Raw genomic sequence first — 13,959 nt, forward strand, 5'->3', positions numbered from 1 at the left:
CCTCGTTCCGGTCAGAGCATCGGGCGATCATCCTCAGATCAGCGCCAGGGTCCAGCTGACGATCTCGCTTGATATCCTGTCGAATGCCCTATCAAGCGCGGCCACGTAGTCGACATTCGCGGTGCCCGCCACCGGCACTTCCGTGCCGAATACCCGCGTGCGGACCACACTGCCGTTCCGGTCGTTCAACGCCTTTACCGAAATCTCGATGGTCGCCCGGGCCGCGTTGGCCGCGTTGATCTCGAACTTCCGCACTTCCATGACCAGTTGATAGTCGATCGCAAGCCCCTGCCCCGGCACGCCCACGGCGCCCACACGACCACTGTTCTCGAACGCCTGTAGCAGCCGGAGCTGCACCATGCGCGGTAGCCGGTCGCTCCACTGGCTGTTGGCCAGATACTCGACCGAATAGGGCGTCGGCTTGACGACGATCTTCTCGCTGTCGAGCGTCTTGATCGCCGTCGGCTCCGGAATCAGGATCTGGGCTCGTGTTCTTCCGGCGACGTTCGGCACGAGCGGCGGCGCGGATATTTCGAAGGTGTCCGGGGGGACGGAGGTCACGCAGGCCGACAGCCCGAGCGTCAGAAGAGCGATCAGCACCGGTTTGAACATTGCCCGCATGATTCTCCTGTTCCCCGTCCGCTGCCCATAAGCGCGGTTGCTCGCATCCACAACCAAAGCTGTCAACGACGCCGTCGTTTCGCTCGGCATTCTACCGGCGCGTGCGGCCGTCGAACTGCTTGACGTCGTCGCCGCCGTAGATCAGCCGGCTCGGATTGTTCGAAAAATCGTTCACGGCGCCTTCGATCCGGTTGACCGACCGGGTCACGTCGCGCACGAGCGTCTGGAATTCCCGTAAGCCCTGCCCAGAGAAGCGCTGCAGATTCGCGGAGATCGGCTCGACCTGCGATCGGATCGACAAAGCTGTCTCCCGGATAGCGCGCAGCGTCGTGGCGATGTCGCTGCCGAGACCGGTGCCGTCATCGGCGCCCTTGAGCGTATCGTTGACCGAATTGATCAGGCTGTCGACCCGCTCGGAGGCGGTGCGCAGCCGCTCGGAGGTCAATTCCACATTGGTGATGATGTCGTTGATGTCGTCCTTGCGCTCGCCCACCGAGTTGACGACGCCCGCGATCGAATCGGCCGCCCGCGCGACATTGTCCGTCGCGGCCGAGACGTTCTCCACGGCGCGGTTGACCTTGCCGGGGTCAATGCTGGCGATCAGCGTGTCGACCTGGGTGCGGGTTTCGGTGAAGCCGGTAAGTGTGGTGTCCAACGTCCGCACCGTCTTGTCGACACCGTCGATGATCGACTGAATCTCCTCGGTCTTGCCGCTCAGGGCCGAGGTGATCGTGCGAACGTCGCCGATCGCCTGATTGACGGTGGTGGAGTCGATCGAGGCGACCAGTTCATTGGCGGATGTCACCGCCTCGTTCAACCGCGCGCTGGCTTGGCTGACATCGTCTGAAATCGTACCGAGACTGCCGATGAATCGGTCGATGTCGCCGCTGCGCTGAGCGATCGTCGTGGTGATCCGGTTGACGTTCTGCGCCGCCTTCGCCGCGCCGGAGATCGCCGAATTGATGGCTTCCTTCTGCGTGCCGATGCTTTCGGCCAGCGAGGAAACGTTGGTCGCGGCCGAAGTGATACCGTCGAGCGTCGTCGCGACCTGCTTGGGATCGACCGCCGCGATCACGCCGTTCGCCGACTCCAGCGTCGCGTCCAGCCGTTCCGCGACGCGCGTCGCGGTCTCGGAGATCGGCCCGAGATTGGCAATGAATTTGTCGACATCCTCGCTCCGCTCGGCGATGGTCGTGGTGATGCGCTCGACGTTGCGGGCGGCATTGGACGCCCCGGTAATCGCCGTGTCGATCGCCTCCTTCCGGGCGCCGATCGTTTCGGCCAGCGACGAGACATTGGTCGCGGCCGAGGTGATGCCGTCGAGCGTCGTCGCGATCTGCTTCGGATCGACCGCGGCGATGACCGTGTTGGCCGACTGGAGCGTGGTGTCCAGCTTTTCAGCGACCTGCGCCGCCGTGTCCGAAATCGGGCCGAGATTGGTCAGGAAGCGATCGATCCCGTCGGTATTGCGGCTTATTGCTTCGCCGACCGAGCCGACGCTGTCGGCGGCGGCCTGGACGGAATCGACGACGCTGCCGATGTTCTCCGATTGCGCGCGCAGATTGTCCGACACCGCCGCGACGTTGTCGACCACGGTGCTGACCGCCGTCGGGTCGACCGCCGCGAGGATCTCACGCACCTGCGAGATCGCGCCCGGCAATCCCTCCGCGACCGTGTTCGCGGTCGTGGAAAGATCACTCAGGCTCTTCAGAAAATTGTCGATATCGTCGGAGTTCTCGGCAAGGCTGGCGGTGAATACCTCGACATTCTTGGCCGTCTTGGCAATGTCGTCCGCGGTCGATTCCACCGCGGGGCCGACGTCGTCGACCAGCCCTTCGAACTGGCCGAGGATGTTGTTCGCCCGCTCCGCGATGTCGCGAGCTGTCGCCAGGATGTCCGTCACGTCGGATGGGTTGGCTTTGATGATGGGCACGGTGCCCTGTTCGATAGCCTGCTGAAGGAGCCCGGGCTCCTCGGCCACGCCGCCCTTGAGCTCGATGAAGGCGAAACCTGTGAGGCCCTGGAAGCCGATGTTGGCTTCCGTCGATTGCTTGACCGGCAGAGTCGGATCGACCTCGGTCGTCGCGATCACCACACGCGGATTGTTCGGGTCGATGCGCAGCGCCTTGACGCTGCCCACCGGCAGTCCGTTGAACAAGACCTGGCTACCCTCCTGAAGCCCGGTGACCGACCCTTCGATCCGAACCAGCAGCGGCACGCGGGAATCCCCCGACGACGAAAACACCGACCAGTAGACGAAGCCGAAGGACAGCGCGAGAACGATAAGGGTGAAGATACCGACGCGAACGTAGTTGGCTTTGGTTTCCATTACCTGGCTCCCTCGACGAGACTGGCGACGTGATCCGGTGCTGCGATGGTGCGCGCCCTCTTGCCATGGAAGTAAGAATTCACCCACGGATGGTCGAAATCGAGCATCCTCGACAACGGCCCTTCGACAAGCACCTTGCGATCGCCGAGTACGGCGATGCGATCGCACGCCTGAAACAGGCTGTCGAGGTCGTGGGTCACCATGTAGACGCTGAGGCCGAGCGTATCGCGCAGGGTCATGATCAGCTGATCGAAATCGGCGGCGCCGATCGGGTCGAGACCCGAGGTCGGCTCGTCCAGGAAGACGATGTCCGGATCGAGCGCCAGCGCGCGGGCGAGCGCGGCGCGCTTGATCATCCCCCCCGACAGTTCGGAGGGAAATTTGTCGGCGGCGTCGGGAGCGAGCCCGACGAGGTCGATCTTCAGGCGCGCGAGTTCGTGCATCAACGCGGGCGACAGATCGAGATACTCGCGCATCGGCACCTCGATATTCTCCAGGACCGTCAGCGAGGAGAACAGCGCGCCATGCTGGAACAGGACTCCCCAGCGGCGCTCCACCGCAAGCCGTTCCGCGTCGCTCGCCGTCTCATAGTCGATCCCGAAAATCTCGATGGTGCCGCTCTGCTTCTGATTGAGGCCGAGGATCGTGCGCAGCAGCACCGACTTTCCCGAGCCAGACGGTCCAACGAAACCAAGGATCTCTCCCCGGCGAACATCAAGCGACAGATCTTCCAGAATCGTCTTCTCGCCGAAACGAACCGTCACGTCGCGGGCACGAATGATGATCTCATCGTCTGCCGCCCCGCGGCCATTGGTCAGGGACATGTCAGAGGCCGATGGACGCATAGAAGATCGCAAAGATGCCATCCAGGAGAATGACGAGGAAAATGGATTTGACGACCGCGGCGGTCACGTGCAGGCCGAGGCTTTCAGCGCTGCCGCCGACCTTCAGGCCTTCGGCCGAAGCGACGAGGCCGATGATGATCGCCATGAAGGGCGCTTTGATCACGCCAGCGAAAATCGTGAAGAGGTCGATGGATTGCTGCAGCCCCTGCAGGAAGTTGGCGAAACTGATCCCGGAATAAAGCTGCAGCGTGAGCATCGCGCCGAGCAAAGCAGCGAAATTGGAAACAAATGTCAGTAGCGGCAGCGCGATCGTCAGCGACACCAGACGCGGGAAGATCAGGACGCTGATCGGATTGAGGCCGATGACGTGCAGCGCGTCGACTTCTTCCCGCATCTTCATCGAGCCGATCTCGGCGGTGATCGCACTGCCCGACCGACCGGCGATCATGATGGCGGTGAGCAGCACGCCGATCTCGCGTAGCACGAGGATGCCCGCCAGATTCACGGCGTAGAGCTCGCCGCCGAAGCGGCGAAGCTGGAAGGCTCCCTGCTGGGCGATGATACCGCCAATGAGAAAGCTCATCAGGACGATGATCGGCACCGCCTTTACGCCCATCTGATCCCACTGATTGAAGATCGCCGCGGGTCGGAACTGGGTCTTGCCGGTCAGGCGACGGCTGGCACCGAAGATCGATCCGCCGATGATATTGAGAGCGAAGACGATCTCATCCTTCATGGCGATGGCGCCACGCCCGGTCGCGGCAAGCACTTCCACCAGGCGATTGGCACGCCGCTTCGCCGGTTCCGGGCGCTCGCGATCCATCGCCTGGCGCACAGCGGCGAAAAGCGCTTCGTCACGCGCCTCGACTCCCTCGATCCGCACATCGCGATCGCTCGCGGCGATGTCCCGGGTCATTCTCTCCAGGACGAAGGCGCCGGCCGTGTCGATCCGCTCGACCCCTGCGCAATCGACGACCACGCGGCGGCCAAGGTCCGCGCCGGCCGTCTCAGCGACCGTCGCTTCGAGAGAACCGACGGTTCGCGCCAGCCAGTCGCCGGACGCGCGAAGCACGAGCGCGCCATCCCGTTTCTCGCCTTCGAGAGAAGGCTGAAGGGTGCGCCGCCGACCGGACGCACCGGTCGACTGTGCCGCGGAAGCTTCAAGCATTGGTATCCGTCGTGACCTTCCTCGGAAGCGACCCTGATCGGGCGCACGGAACCTGTCCGCCGCTACGCTGTCGTCCGGTTTCGGTGCAGCGTTCGCGCGATTCCCTACAGTGTCTTAACATTAAGCGTCTATTCACGACTTGTCATGAAATGACCGCCCCGTCGGCGGCCGCCAGGGGAATTTGCCGATGCCGCGTCGTCTTTCGGTCACAGTCGAACGCTTCCCGTTGGCACGGGAGTTCCGCATCGCGCGCGGATCGAAGAGCGAGGCGGTCGTCGTTACCTGCGAGATCGCCGACGAATACGGCCGAGGCCGCGGCGAATGCGTGCCGTATCAGCGCTACGGCGAGAGCATCGACAGCGTACGCGAGCAGATCGAAACCGCGCGGACGGCGATCGAGGCGGGCGGCTCCCGCGACCGCCTCGCATCTCTTTTGCCGACCGGCGCGGCCCGCAACGCGCTCGACTGCGCGCTTTGGGACCTCGAAGCGAAACCCAACGGCCGTACCGTCGCGAGTCTCGTCTGCGGCCAAACGCCGCGACCGATCGAAACCGCCTATACGATCGGGCTGGGAGAGCCCGGCGACATGGCCGCCGCCGCGAGAGCGGCAAATCGGCCGCTTTTGAAGATCAAGGTCGGCACGAACTCCGACGCTGTGCGGATCCGGGCCGTTCACGCGGCGGCGCGCGACGCCCGGCTGATTCTCGACGCCAATGAAGGCTGGAGCGATACGAACATTCGCGAGCACATGCTGGTCGCCGCCGCCGCCGGAGCGGTGCTGATCGAACAACCGCTTCCCGCCGGCAAGGACGGCATCCTGGCCGACATCCCGCACCCCGTGCCGATCTGCGCCGACGAGTCGGTCCATACCGCGGACGATCTTCAATCGCTGCGGGGACGCTATGACTACGTCAACGTCAAGCTCGACAAGACCGGGGGGCTGACCGAGGCAATCCGCCTGGTCGAACAGGCCCACAGCCTCGGCTTCGGCGTGATGGTCGGCTGCATGGTCGGGACGTCGTTGGCGATGGCGCCGGCGGTTCTGCTGGCGCAGGCCGCCGAATTCGTGGATCTCGATGGGCCGTTGCTGCTAGCCAAGGATCGCCCGGGCGGCCTTACCTATTCGCGCTCGACCGTCTCGCCGCCCCGCCCGGCGCTGTGGGGATAACGATAATCGGGGCCGCGGGTTATCCTTTCCGGCTCAGACCGCAAGGCGAAACGTCTGCTCCAACGAGAGTTCGGGCGCTTGCGAGGTCGCGTTCAGGAAAATATCCGCGCAGGCATCCCAGCTATAGGCTCGTGAGCGATCCAGCGCGTCCCGAGGATCAAGCGACAACGCGGCAAGACAGGCTTCCCGCAGATCAGCGGATATGTGTCCGGCCTTCGACGATCCGATCACGTCGAGCGGTCCCGGCTCCGGAAAGGCGGCGAGCGGAATCCCGCAGGCCAACGCCTCGACGAGGACGATCCCGAAGGTGTCGGTCATCGATGGAAAAACGAAGACGTCGGCGGCGGCATAATAGCGGGCCAGGACATCGCCCGTCTGCGTTCCGGCGAAATGCACGTCCGGGTAACGGCGCATCAAATCGCCCAGCATCGGCCCGTCGCCAACCACCAGTTTGGAACCTGGCAAATCGAGATCCAGGAACGCCGAGAGGTTCTTCTCCGGCGCGACACGCGACACTGTCAGGAAGACCGGCTTCGGCAAATCGAGCGCAATCGGCTCGACAGGACGGAACAGCCGCCGATCGACGCCCCGCGTCCAGGTAACGAGGTTCGTAAATCCGCGCTCGGCCAGATTGCGGCGCATTGATTGCGTGGGCACGAGGCAGGCCACAGCCGGAGCGTGAAACCGACGAAGCCAGGCATAGGTCAGCGCCTCTGGGACAGGCGCCCGCTGGCGTAGATACTCCGGGAAACGGGTGTGAAAACTGGTCGTGAACGGCCGGTCGAGGCGGCGTGCAGCTCGCCGCGTGGCAAGTCCGATTGGACCCTCCGTCGCGATATGGATCGCCGTCGGATCGAAGTCACGAATCGTTCCGGCCAAACGCTCAGCGGTGGCAACCGCCAGCCGAATTTCCGGATAGGTCGGACAGGCAATGGTGCGAAAGTCGAGCGGAGTGACGACGCGGACTTCGATTCCGCGCTCGCGGAGCTGGTCGACGAGGTTGGAAAGCGTGCGCACCACGCCGTTCACTTGCGGATGCCAGGCATCCGTCGCGATCAGAATTCGGCGCATCTCAGGCAGCCTCCACCAAGCGGCGTGCCGCCGCACGCGCATCGACAGGGGACTCCACAGGCAATTCCTCGGCGGCGGTTTCGCTCCAGCGGATCAGTTCGAGAGAGCCGTCGTGGTGCTCGGCGAGGGCCGTGCAGCTTTCCACCCAGTCGCCCGTATTGACGTATTCGATGTTGCCGCGCCGGACCATCTGCGCGTGGTGAATATGTCCGCAGATGACGCCGTCGCAGCCGTTCCGCTTTGCCTCCTCGGCAAGCGCGCTCTCGAAGGCGCCGATGAAGTTGACGGCGTTCTTCACCTTCAGCTTCGCCCATGACGAGATGGACCAATAGGGAAATCCCAGCTTGCGGCGAACGACGTTGAATCCGACATTGACGGCGATCGCGGCGTCGTAGGCCCAGTCGCCGAGATAGGCGAAAAGACGTGCGTTGCGGACCACGACATCGAACTCGTCGCCATGGATCACCAGAAACCGGCGCCCATCGGCCATCACATGCGTGTCGGTCAGCTTGACCTCGATGCCGCCTCGTCGTGATTGCCGGGGATGTAGACGATCGCCGCGCCCTTGCGCGCCTTGCGCAGAAGTTTCTGCACGACGTCGTTACGCGACTGCGGCCAATGCCAGGAGCGCTTCAGGCGCCATCCGTCGAAGATGTCGCCGACGAGATAGATCTTTTCCGCGTCGTGGATCTTGAGGAAGTCGACCAGCATCTCGGCCTGGGCCGCTTTCGAACCCAGATGGACATCCGATAGAAACAGCGTCCGAAAATGACGCGTCGTGGTCAGTTGGTGCATCGTTTCCGTCCCGTGCATGCGTGAGATACCCCCGGTTGCCTGCATCGGGGATGACCGATTCTGATTGCATCCATGTGACGGTGCCCGCCATCCGGTGCGGCAGGCACCATAAGCCGGCCACCAACTGGTTGCGGGGTTTGCGAGATCGGTTAGAAGAAGCGTCGGGCGAGGCGACCGCCCGCCGTGGGAACGATCGGGTGGCCGAGGGGGAACGCAAGCATGTCAGAAACCGAATCCGGCGGCGAACGGTCGACGACCGGGGACCTCGACGAGCAGGCGCTGTTCTATCATCGCTATCCCAAGCACGGAAAACTGGCGATCCAGGCGACGAAACCGCTCGGCAACCAGCGCGATCTCGCTCTCGCCTATTCGCCAGGGGTCGCCGCGCCCTGCCGCGAAATCGAGCGCGATCCCTCGCTCGCCGCCGTCTATACCAGCCGCGCGAACCTCGTCGCCGTAGTCTCCAACGGCACCGCCGTCCTCGGGCTGGGCGATATCGGCCCCCTCGCCTCCAAGCCGGTGATGGAAGGCAAGGCGGTTCTGTTCAAGAAATTCGCCGACATCGATGTCTTCGACATCGAGATCGACGCCAGGGAAATCGACCATATCTGCGATGTCGTCGCGGCGCTGGAGCCGACCTTCGGCGGCATCAATCTGGAAGACATCAAGTCACCCGAGTGCTTCGAGGTCGAGGCGCGGCTGCGCGAGCGCATGGCCATCCCGGTCTTTCACGACGACCAGCACGGTACGGCGATCATCGTCGCCGCCGCGATCCGTAACGGTTTGATGCTCGCCGGCAAGAAACTGGAAGACGCCAGGATCGTCACCTCCGGTGCCGGTGCCGCGGGGATTGCCTGCCTCAATCTCTTGGTCGAACTCGGCGCCAAGCGCGAGAACATCACCTGCACCGACATCGAGGGCGTCGTCTACGAGGGGCGCGAAAAGCGCATGGACCGCTGGATGGCGGTCTACGCCAAGAAAACCGACAAACGCACGCTGGAAGAAGTCATCGAGGGCGCCGACGTCTTCCTCGGCCTATCGGCCGGCGGCGTGCTCAAGCCGGACTACCTGAAGGCAATGGCCGCCAAGCCGATGATCATGGCGCTGGCCAATCCGACGCCGGAGATCATGCCGGACCTTGCCAGAGAAGTCCGGCCCGACGCGATGATCTGTACCGGACGGTCGGATTTTCCCAATCAGGTCAACAACGTTCTCTGCTTCCCCTACATCTTCCGCGGCGCGCTCGACTGCGGGGCGACCGCCATCACCGAAGGCATGAAGACCGCCGCCGTCGACGCGATCGCTTCGCTGGCGCGCGAAGAGGTTTCGGAGGTTGCGGCCAAAGCCTATGGCTCCGAAACTCCGGTGTTCGGCGCCGATTATCTGATCCCGGCGCCCTTCGATCCCCGGCTGATCCTGAAAATCGCTCCCGCCGTGGCCAAGGCCGCGGAGGCCGATGGCGTCGCCACGCGGCCCATCGTGGATATGCCGGCCTATATCGACCGGCTGAACCGCTTCGTCTTCCGCTCCGGCCTGATCATGAAGCCGATCTTCCGGATCGCCAGGGATTCGGGCAAGCGGGTGATCTTTTCCGACGGCGAGGACGAGCGGGTGCTGCGTGCCGCGCAGGTTCTGCTCGAGGAAAAGCTCTGCGCGCCGATCCTGATCGGACGGCCGAGCGTGATCGCATCGCGCCTTGAGCGCCACGGGCTGCGCATCCGGCCGGGGGAGGATTTCGAGGTGGTCAACCCGGAAGACGATCCGCGCTACCGCGACTATGTCGATCATTATTTCGCCAAGGTCGGTCGCAAGGGCGTCAATCCCGATAGCGCCCGCACCATCGTGCGCACCAATACGACCGTGATCGGAGCGATCGCCGTCTCACGCGGCGAAGCCGATGCGCTGATCTGCGGGCTCGAAGGCCGGTTTCCGCACCACGTCCGCGACATCAGTCAGGTTCTCGGCGCCGTCGAAGGCGTCAGGAAATTTGCGGCAATGAGCATCCTCATCTCGCAGACGGGCACCAAGTTCTTCGTCGATACCTATGTCCAGCGCGATCCGTCAGCGGAGGAGCTGGCGGAAATGACGATGCTCGCGGCGGCCGAAATCCGCCGCTTCGGAATCGATCCCAAGGGGGCGCTCGTTTCGCATTCGAATTTCGGCTCGGACGATACCGCCTCGACACGGAAAATGCGCGAGGCCGTTGCGATCTTGCGCCGGCTGGCGCCGGACACCGAAGTCGACGGGGAAATGCACGGCGACGCGGCACTCAGCGAGGCGACGCGTCAGCGCATCATGCCCGACTCGATCCTGAAGGGCGAAGCCAACCTCCTGATCTTCCCCAGTCTCGACGCGGCGAACATCACCCTCAACGTCGTGAAGACGATGACCGATTCTCTGCATGTCGGGCCGATCCTGCTCGGCGCCGCCTCGCCCGCCCATGTCCTGACACCGTCCGTCACCTCGCGCGGTATCGTCAACATGGCGGCAATCGCTACGGCCGAAGCCGTGCAACGGGGCGGCTGAGAGCAGCGCCCGCGAACGGGAAACCAATCAGGAGAGGCGGGCGATGGTTCTTTCCCGGCCGATCAGCGGCAGCAGCGCAGCCAGTTCCGGCCCATGGTCCAGGCCGGTGAGCGCCAGCCGCAACGGCATGAACAGCGGCTTGCCCTTGCGCCCTGTCGCCTGCTTCACCTTGCCCGTCCATTCGCGCCAGGTCTCGGGGCCGAAGTCGCCCTCCGGCAAAAGCTCCCCTGCGGCTTCGACGAAGGCCCGTTCGTCACCGGACAGGGCCGGCTTGTCCGGCAAATCGCCGAAGACGACTGGCACCCATCCGCCGGCATCGGCCACCTTTACGCAATTGCCGCGCACGGCCTGCCAGAACATGCCGCCCCGATCCTCGGGCACGCCCATGGCAGCGAGCCGCCCGGCGACCGCCGCGTAAGGCAGCGCGTGGACGATCTCGCCGTTCAGCCGGTCGAGTTCGGCGGGATCGAATTTTGAGGCGGATGGGGAGACGTCATCGAAGCGCAGCCGTTCGGCCAAGGCGCCGAGATCCGGCATCGCCTCGATGGAACCGGACAGTCCGACCAGAACCGCCAGCGAGGCGACGGCCATCGGCTCGTAGCCGGATTCGCGCAGCGATTTCAGCGACAGGGCTCCGGTGCGTTTCGACAGTCCTTCTCCGCCGATCGCGGTCAGCAGATTATGGTGGCCGAAAACCGGCGCGTCGAGCCCCAATGCACGGAAGAGGACGATCTGGACGCCGGTGTTGGTGACGTGATCGTCGCCGCGAATGACGTGGGTGACTCCCGTCTCCCCGTCGTCGACGATCGATGGAAGCGTGTAGAGATAGCTGCCGTCGGCGCGCATGAGCACGGGGTCGGACAGCGAGCCGAGATCGACCGTCTGCGGACCGCGGATGAGATCGTCCCAGTGGATTTCGGTGCGCTGCGGGCTGTGCGGGTCGGATGTGAAATTCGGGAGCAGGAAGCGCCAGTGGGCACGGCGCCCCTCCGCCTCGAACGCCTGCTTTTCCGCCTCGGACAACCGCAACGCCTCGCGGCCATAGACCGGCGGCAGATTGCGTGCCGCCAGCCGCTTGCGCTTGCGATCCAGCTCGTCCGGTGTCTCGTAGCAGGGATAGAGAAGTCCGGCCTGCTTCAGCCGTTCGGCCGCGGCGGCATAATGGTCGAGCCGTTCGGACTGGTGGATGACCGCATGCGGCCCAATGCCGATCCAGGCGAGATCGGTCTCGATCATGTCGGCGAATTCGCGGCGCGACCGCTCCGTGTCGGTGTCGTCGAAGCGCAGGACGAAACGACCGCCCTGGTTCGCTGCAAACAGCCAGTTGAACAGCGCGGTGCGCAGATTGCCGATATGGAGGTGGCCGGTGGGCGACGGGGCGAAACGAACGATGACGGTCATGGCTCTGCCCTACTGAACCCGGACGCCGCTGGCAATCGGCGAAGCCGGCGGCCATTCGGTCGTGCTGCCCTACCGACCGTCAGTCCACGCGGCCGAGGCGCCGACGCACTGCCGCGGTCAGCACGACCATCAACAGCGAGGCCGCGGCGGCATATGCGCCCATCGCCACGATCATATCCGGGAAGGCCAGTCCGGCATCGATCAACCAGCCGCTGACGCCCGGTCCGAGTGCGGTCGAAAACACCATCATCGCCGTGACCACGGCCTTGATCGCGCCCAGATGAGCAACGCCGTACAGCTCCGGCCAGATCGCGCCGAACGCCGAGGCGTACAAGCCGAACGATATCCCCATGCAAGCCATGTAGACGAGGACCATCGACGCTGAATCACCCAAGCCAATCGCGAGATTGGCGGCGGCGACGAATGCCAGCATGACGGGAAGAAGCGCGGCGGAACCAAAACGGTCGATCAGATGCCCCGATGCGACAGTCGCGAGAACCGCGAAGATCGAAAGCACCGGCGTCGCGCCCGCGAATTGGCTGAGCGACCAACCCCGCAGCTCGGTCAGATAGACCTGATGAAAAAATACGGTCGTGCCGATGAAAGGTGGCGCGAGAATACCAGTGAGCAGCAGCCAGAAGACGGGGTCACGCAGCGCTTCACGACGGGTCCACTGACGGCTGGAAACGCGGCCTTCGATCTCGACCGGGCTTGGCGTTCGCGGTACGCGCATGAGAAAATAAACTGCCGGCAGGACGATCAGCCCAAGAAAGAGGGCGTTGACGAGCCATCCCCCACGCCATCCAACCAGGGCGGTGATCGCTACGAAGCTGACCGGCATGACGCCCTCGCCGATTTGATGCCCTAGCGCGGCGATCGAGACCGCCTTGCCGCGATCCGCCGAAAACCAGCGGCCGACCGCCGTCATCGCGGTATGCCCCATGAGGCCCTGGCCGAACAGGCGGATACCGGCGATGGCGGCGAACAGGAAGACGACACTCGGCGCCGAGGCCACCAGCACCATCGATACGGCCAGGCCAGCGACCACGAACAGTGCGTAGCGTTCGATTCGAACCGAGTCGATCGACCGCCCGACGAAGGGAATAAGCGCCGCGCTGGTCAACGTGGCCGCCATATACAGCCAGCCGAACTGGCCATGACTGAGTTCGAATTCATCCCGGATGCCGCCGCTTGACAGGGCGATGTAAAATGTCTGCCCGTAACTCGAAAACAGCGTGCACAGGAAGGCGCCACCGAGCCAACGCCCATTGCGGCCGATGAACGAGAAGAAGGTCATGGAGTGTCCGGTCGGCCTGGGCGGTGCGGCTCGCGCCGCGACGATCCCTTCCCCCTTACATATCGCCGTTGCGAGGGCTAGGCTCGGGTTGCGACGTCCGATCTGGATTGAAGGATCTGACGATGACCGGCCATGGTAGGCCTTGCACGGGCTCCTGGAAAAGCCCGAGCGTCGCTGCGCGAGAAGATCGGCTTTGCCGGCGAGCGACCGATTGCCGCATCGAACACGGCCGCTGTTTCCCTACTGATCCCGTCCATCGTCGCGGACGTCACCGCGGCGCCAAGCTCCATCAGCGTGCCGACCTCATCAAATACTCGGCAAGGGCGGTCTTGGCTCGACCGTCCCGACGGATGACGGCCTAGCTTCTCGCGGGGCGTCCGGCTCCCGCGCACCCCCGCGCTTGACGTGACGCGCGTCCGGGCGAGAGCCGCCCTCATTGACCCAAATCAATGTCTCGGCGATTTCGCGCTGCGACTGTGCGTCCGGTGAGGCGAAGCCGATGATCCGAAAGATCGATCCGCGATGCGAGCAACCCTCGAAGCCGGGCAAGATCGGCGCGCGGCCTTGGCGACCGGGTCGGTTCATACCCGCGAACGGCCCGCCCGAGCTATCAGATACGCCGCGATCGATGCGAATGCCCCGCGCCGCCTATTCGCGAGACCGTGACGCGACGCTCGCCATGCCGGATCTGATCATCCCCTCGCTGCAGGTGAACATGCGCGGCGGCGAACTGCCGGA

9 protein-coding genes and 1 pseudogene are annotated in these 13,959 nt (G+C 64.3%); 2 read left to right on the forward strand and 8 right to left on the reverse strand.

The annotated features are described in order from the left end of the window. Positions 1 to 33: 33 nt before the first annotated feature. The 4 genes from MJ956_RS14870 to MJ956_RS14885 form a co-directional block, all read right to left on the reverse strand. Positions 34 to 621, reverse strand: coding sequence for an ABC-type transport auxiliary lipoprotein family protein (locus tag MJ956_RS14870; RefSeq protein ID WP_253965225.1), 588 nt, complete (start codon positions 619 to 621; stop codon positions 34 to 36). A 91-nt stretch (positions 622 to 712) separates the two neighbouring features. Continuing rightward, a complete protein-coding gene (locus MJ956_RS14875; RefSeq protein WP_253965226.1) occupies positions 713 to 2,950 on the reverse strand; it encodes an MlaD family protein in 2,238 nt (745 codons plus the stop codon). Further along, complete coding sequence (locus MJ956_RS14880) at positions 2,950 to 3,774, reverse strand: ABC transporter ATP-binding protein (RefSeq protein ID WP_423724890.1); 825 nt, start codon at positions 3,772 to 3,774, stop codon at positions 2,950 to 2,952. The genes MJ956_RS14875 and MJ956_RS14880 overlap by 1 nt, the downstream gene beginning before the upstream one ends. Position 3,775: 1 nt before the next feature. After that, positions 3,776 to 4,963: an ABC transporter permease gene (locus MJ956_RS14885; RefSeq protein WP_253965228.1), complete on the reverse strand. Its 1,188-nt coding sequence runs from the start codon at positions 4,961 to 4,963 to the stop codon at positions 3,776 to 3,778. 187 nt (positions 4,964 to 5,150) lie between these two features. Here MJ956_RS14885 and dgcA point away from each other — a divergent pair, with 187 nt between their 5' ends. Beyond that, positions 5,151 to 6,131 carry an N-acetyl-D-Glu racemase DgcA gene (dgcA, locus tag MJ956_RS14890; protein ID WP_253965229.1) on the forward strand — a complete coding sequence of 327 codons (981 nt, stop codon included), beginning with the start codon at positions 5,151 to 5,153 and terminating at the stop codon, positions 6,129 to 6,131. Positions 6,132 to 6,164: 33 nt separating this feature from the next. On the opposite strand, the gene MJ956_RS14895 is transcribed toward dgcA, so the two are convergent. Both MJ956_RS14895 and MJ956_RS14900 read right to left on the reverse strand, forming a co-directional pair. Next, entirely contained in the window at positions 6,165 to 7,202 is a 1,038-nt protein-coding gene (locus MJ956_RS14895) for a glycosyltransferase family 4 protein (RefSeq protein WP_253965230.1), read from the reverse strand. A gap of 1 nt (position 7,203) precedes the next feature. Further along, positions 7,204 to 7,997 (reverse strand): annotated as a pseudogene (locus MJ956_RS14900) (UDP-2,3-diacylglucosamine diphosphatase). A gap of 219 nt (positions 7,998 to 8,216) precedes the next feature. Between MJ956_RS14900 and MJ956_RS14905 the strand changes: the two are divergent. Then, positions 8,217 to 10,523 carry an NADP-dependent malic enzyme gene (locus MJ956_RS14905; RefSeq protein ID WP_253965231.1) on the forward strand — a complete coding sequence of 769 codons (2,307 nt, stop codon included), beginning with the start codon at positions 8,217 to 8,219 and terminating at the stop codon, positions 10,521 to 10,523. 27 nt (positions 10,524 to 10,550) lie between these two features. Here MJ956_RS14905 and MJ956_RS14910 read toward each other — a convergent pair whose 3' ends face one another. Next, positions 10,551 to 11,924: a glutamate--tRNA ligase gene (locus MJ956_RS14910; RefSeq protein ID WP_253965232.1), complete on the reverse strand. Its 1,374-nt coding sequence runs from the start codon at positions 11,922 to 11,924 to the stop codon at positions 10,551 to 10,553. Between the two features lie 79 nt (positions 11,925 to 12,003). Beyond that, on the reverse strand, positions 12,004 to 13,221 hold the full coding sequence (locus MJ956_RS14915) for an MFS transporter (RefSeq protein ID WP_253965233.1): 1,218 nt from the start codon (positions 13,219 to 13,221) through the stop codon (positions 12,004 to 12,006). Between the last annotated feature and the right edge of the window lie 738 nt (positions 13,222 to 13,959).

Source organism: Aurantimonas marianensis (assembly GCF_024195285.1).
GTDB classification, from domain to species: Bacteria; Pseudomonadota; Alphaproteobacteria; order Rhizobiales; family Rhizobiaceae; genus Aurantimonas; species Aurantimonas marianensis.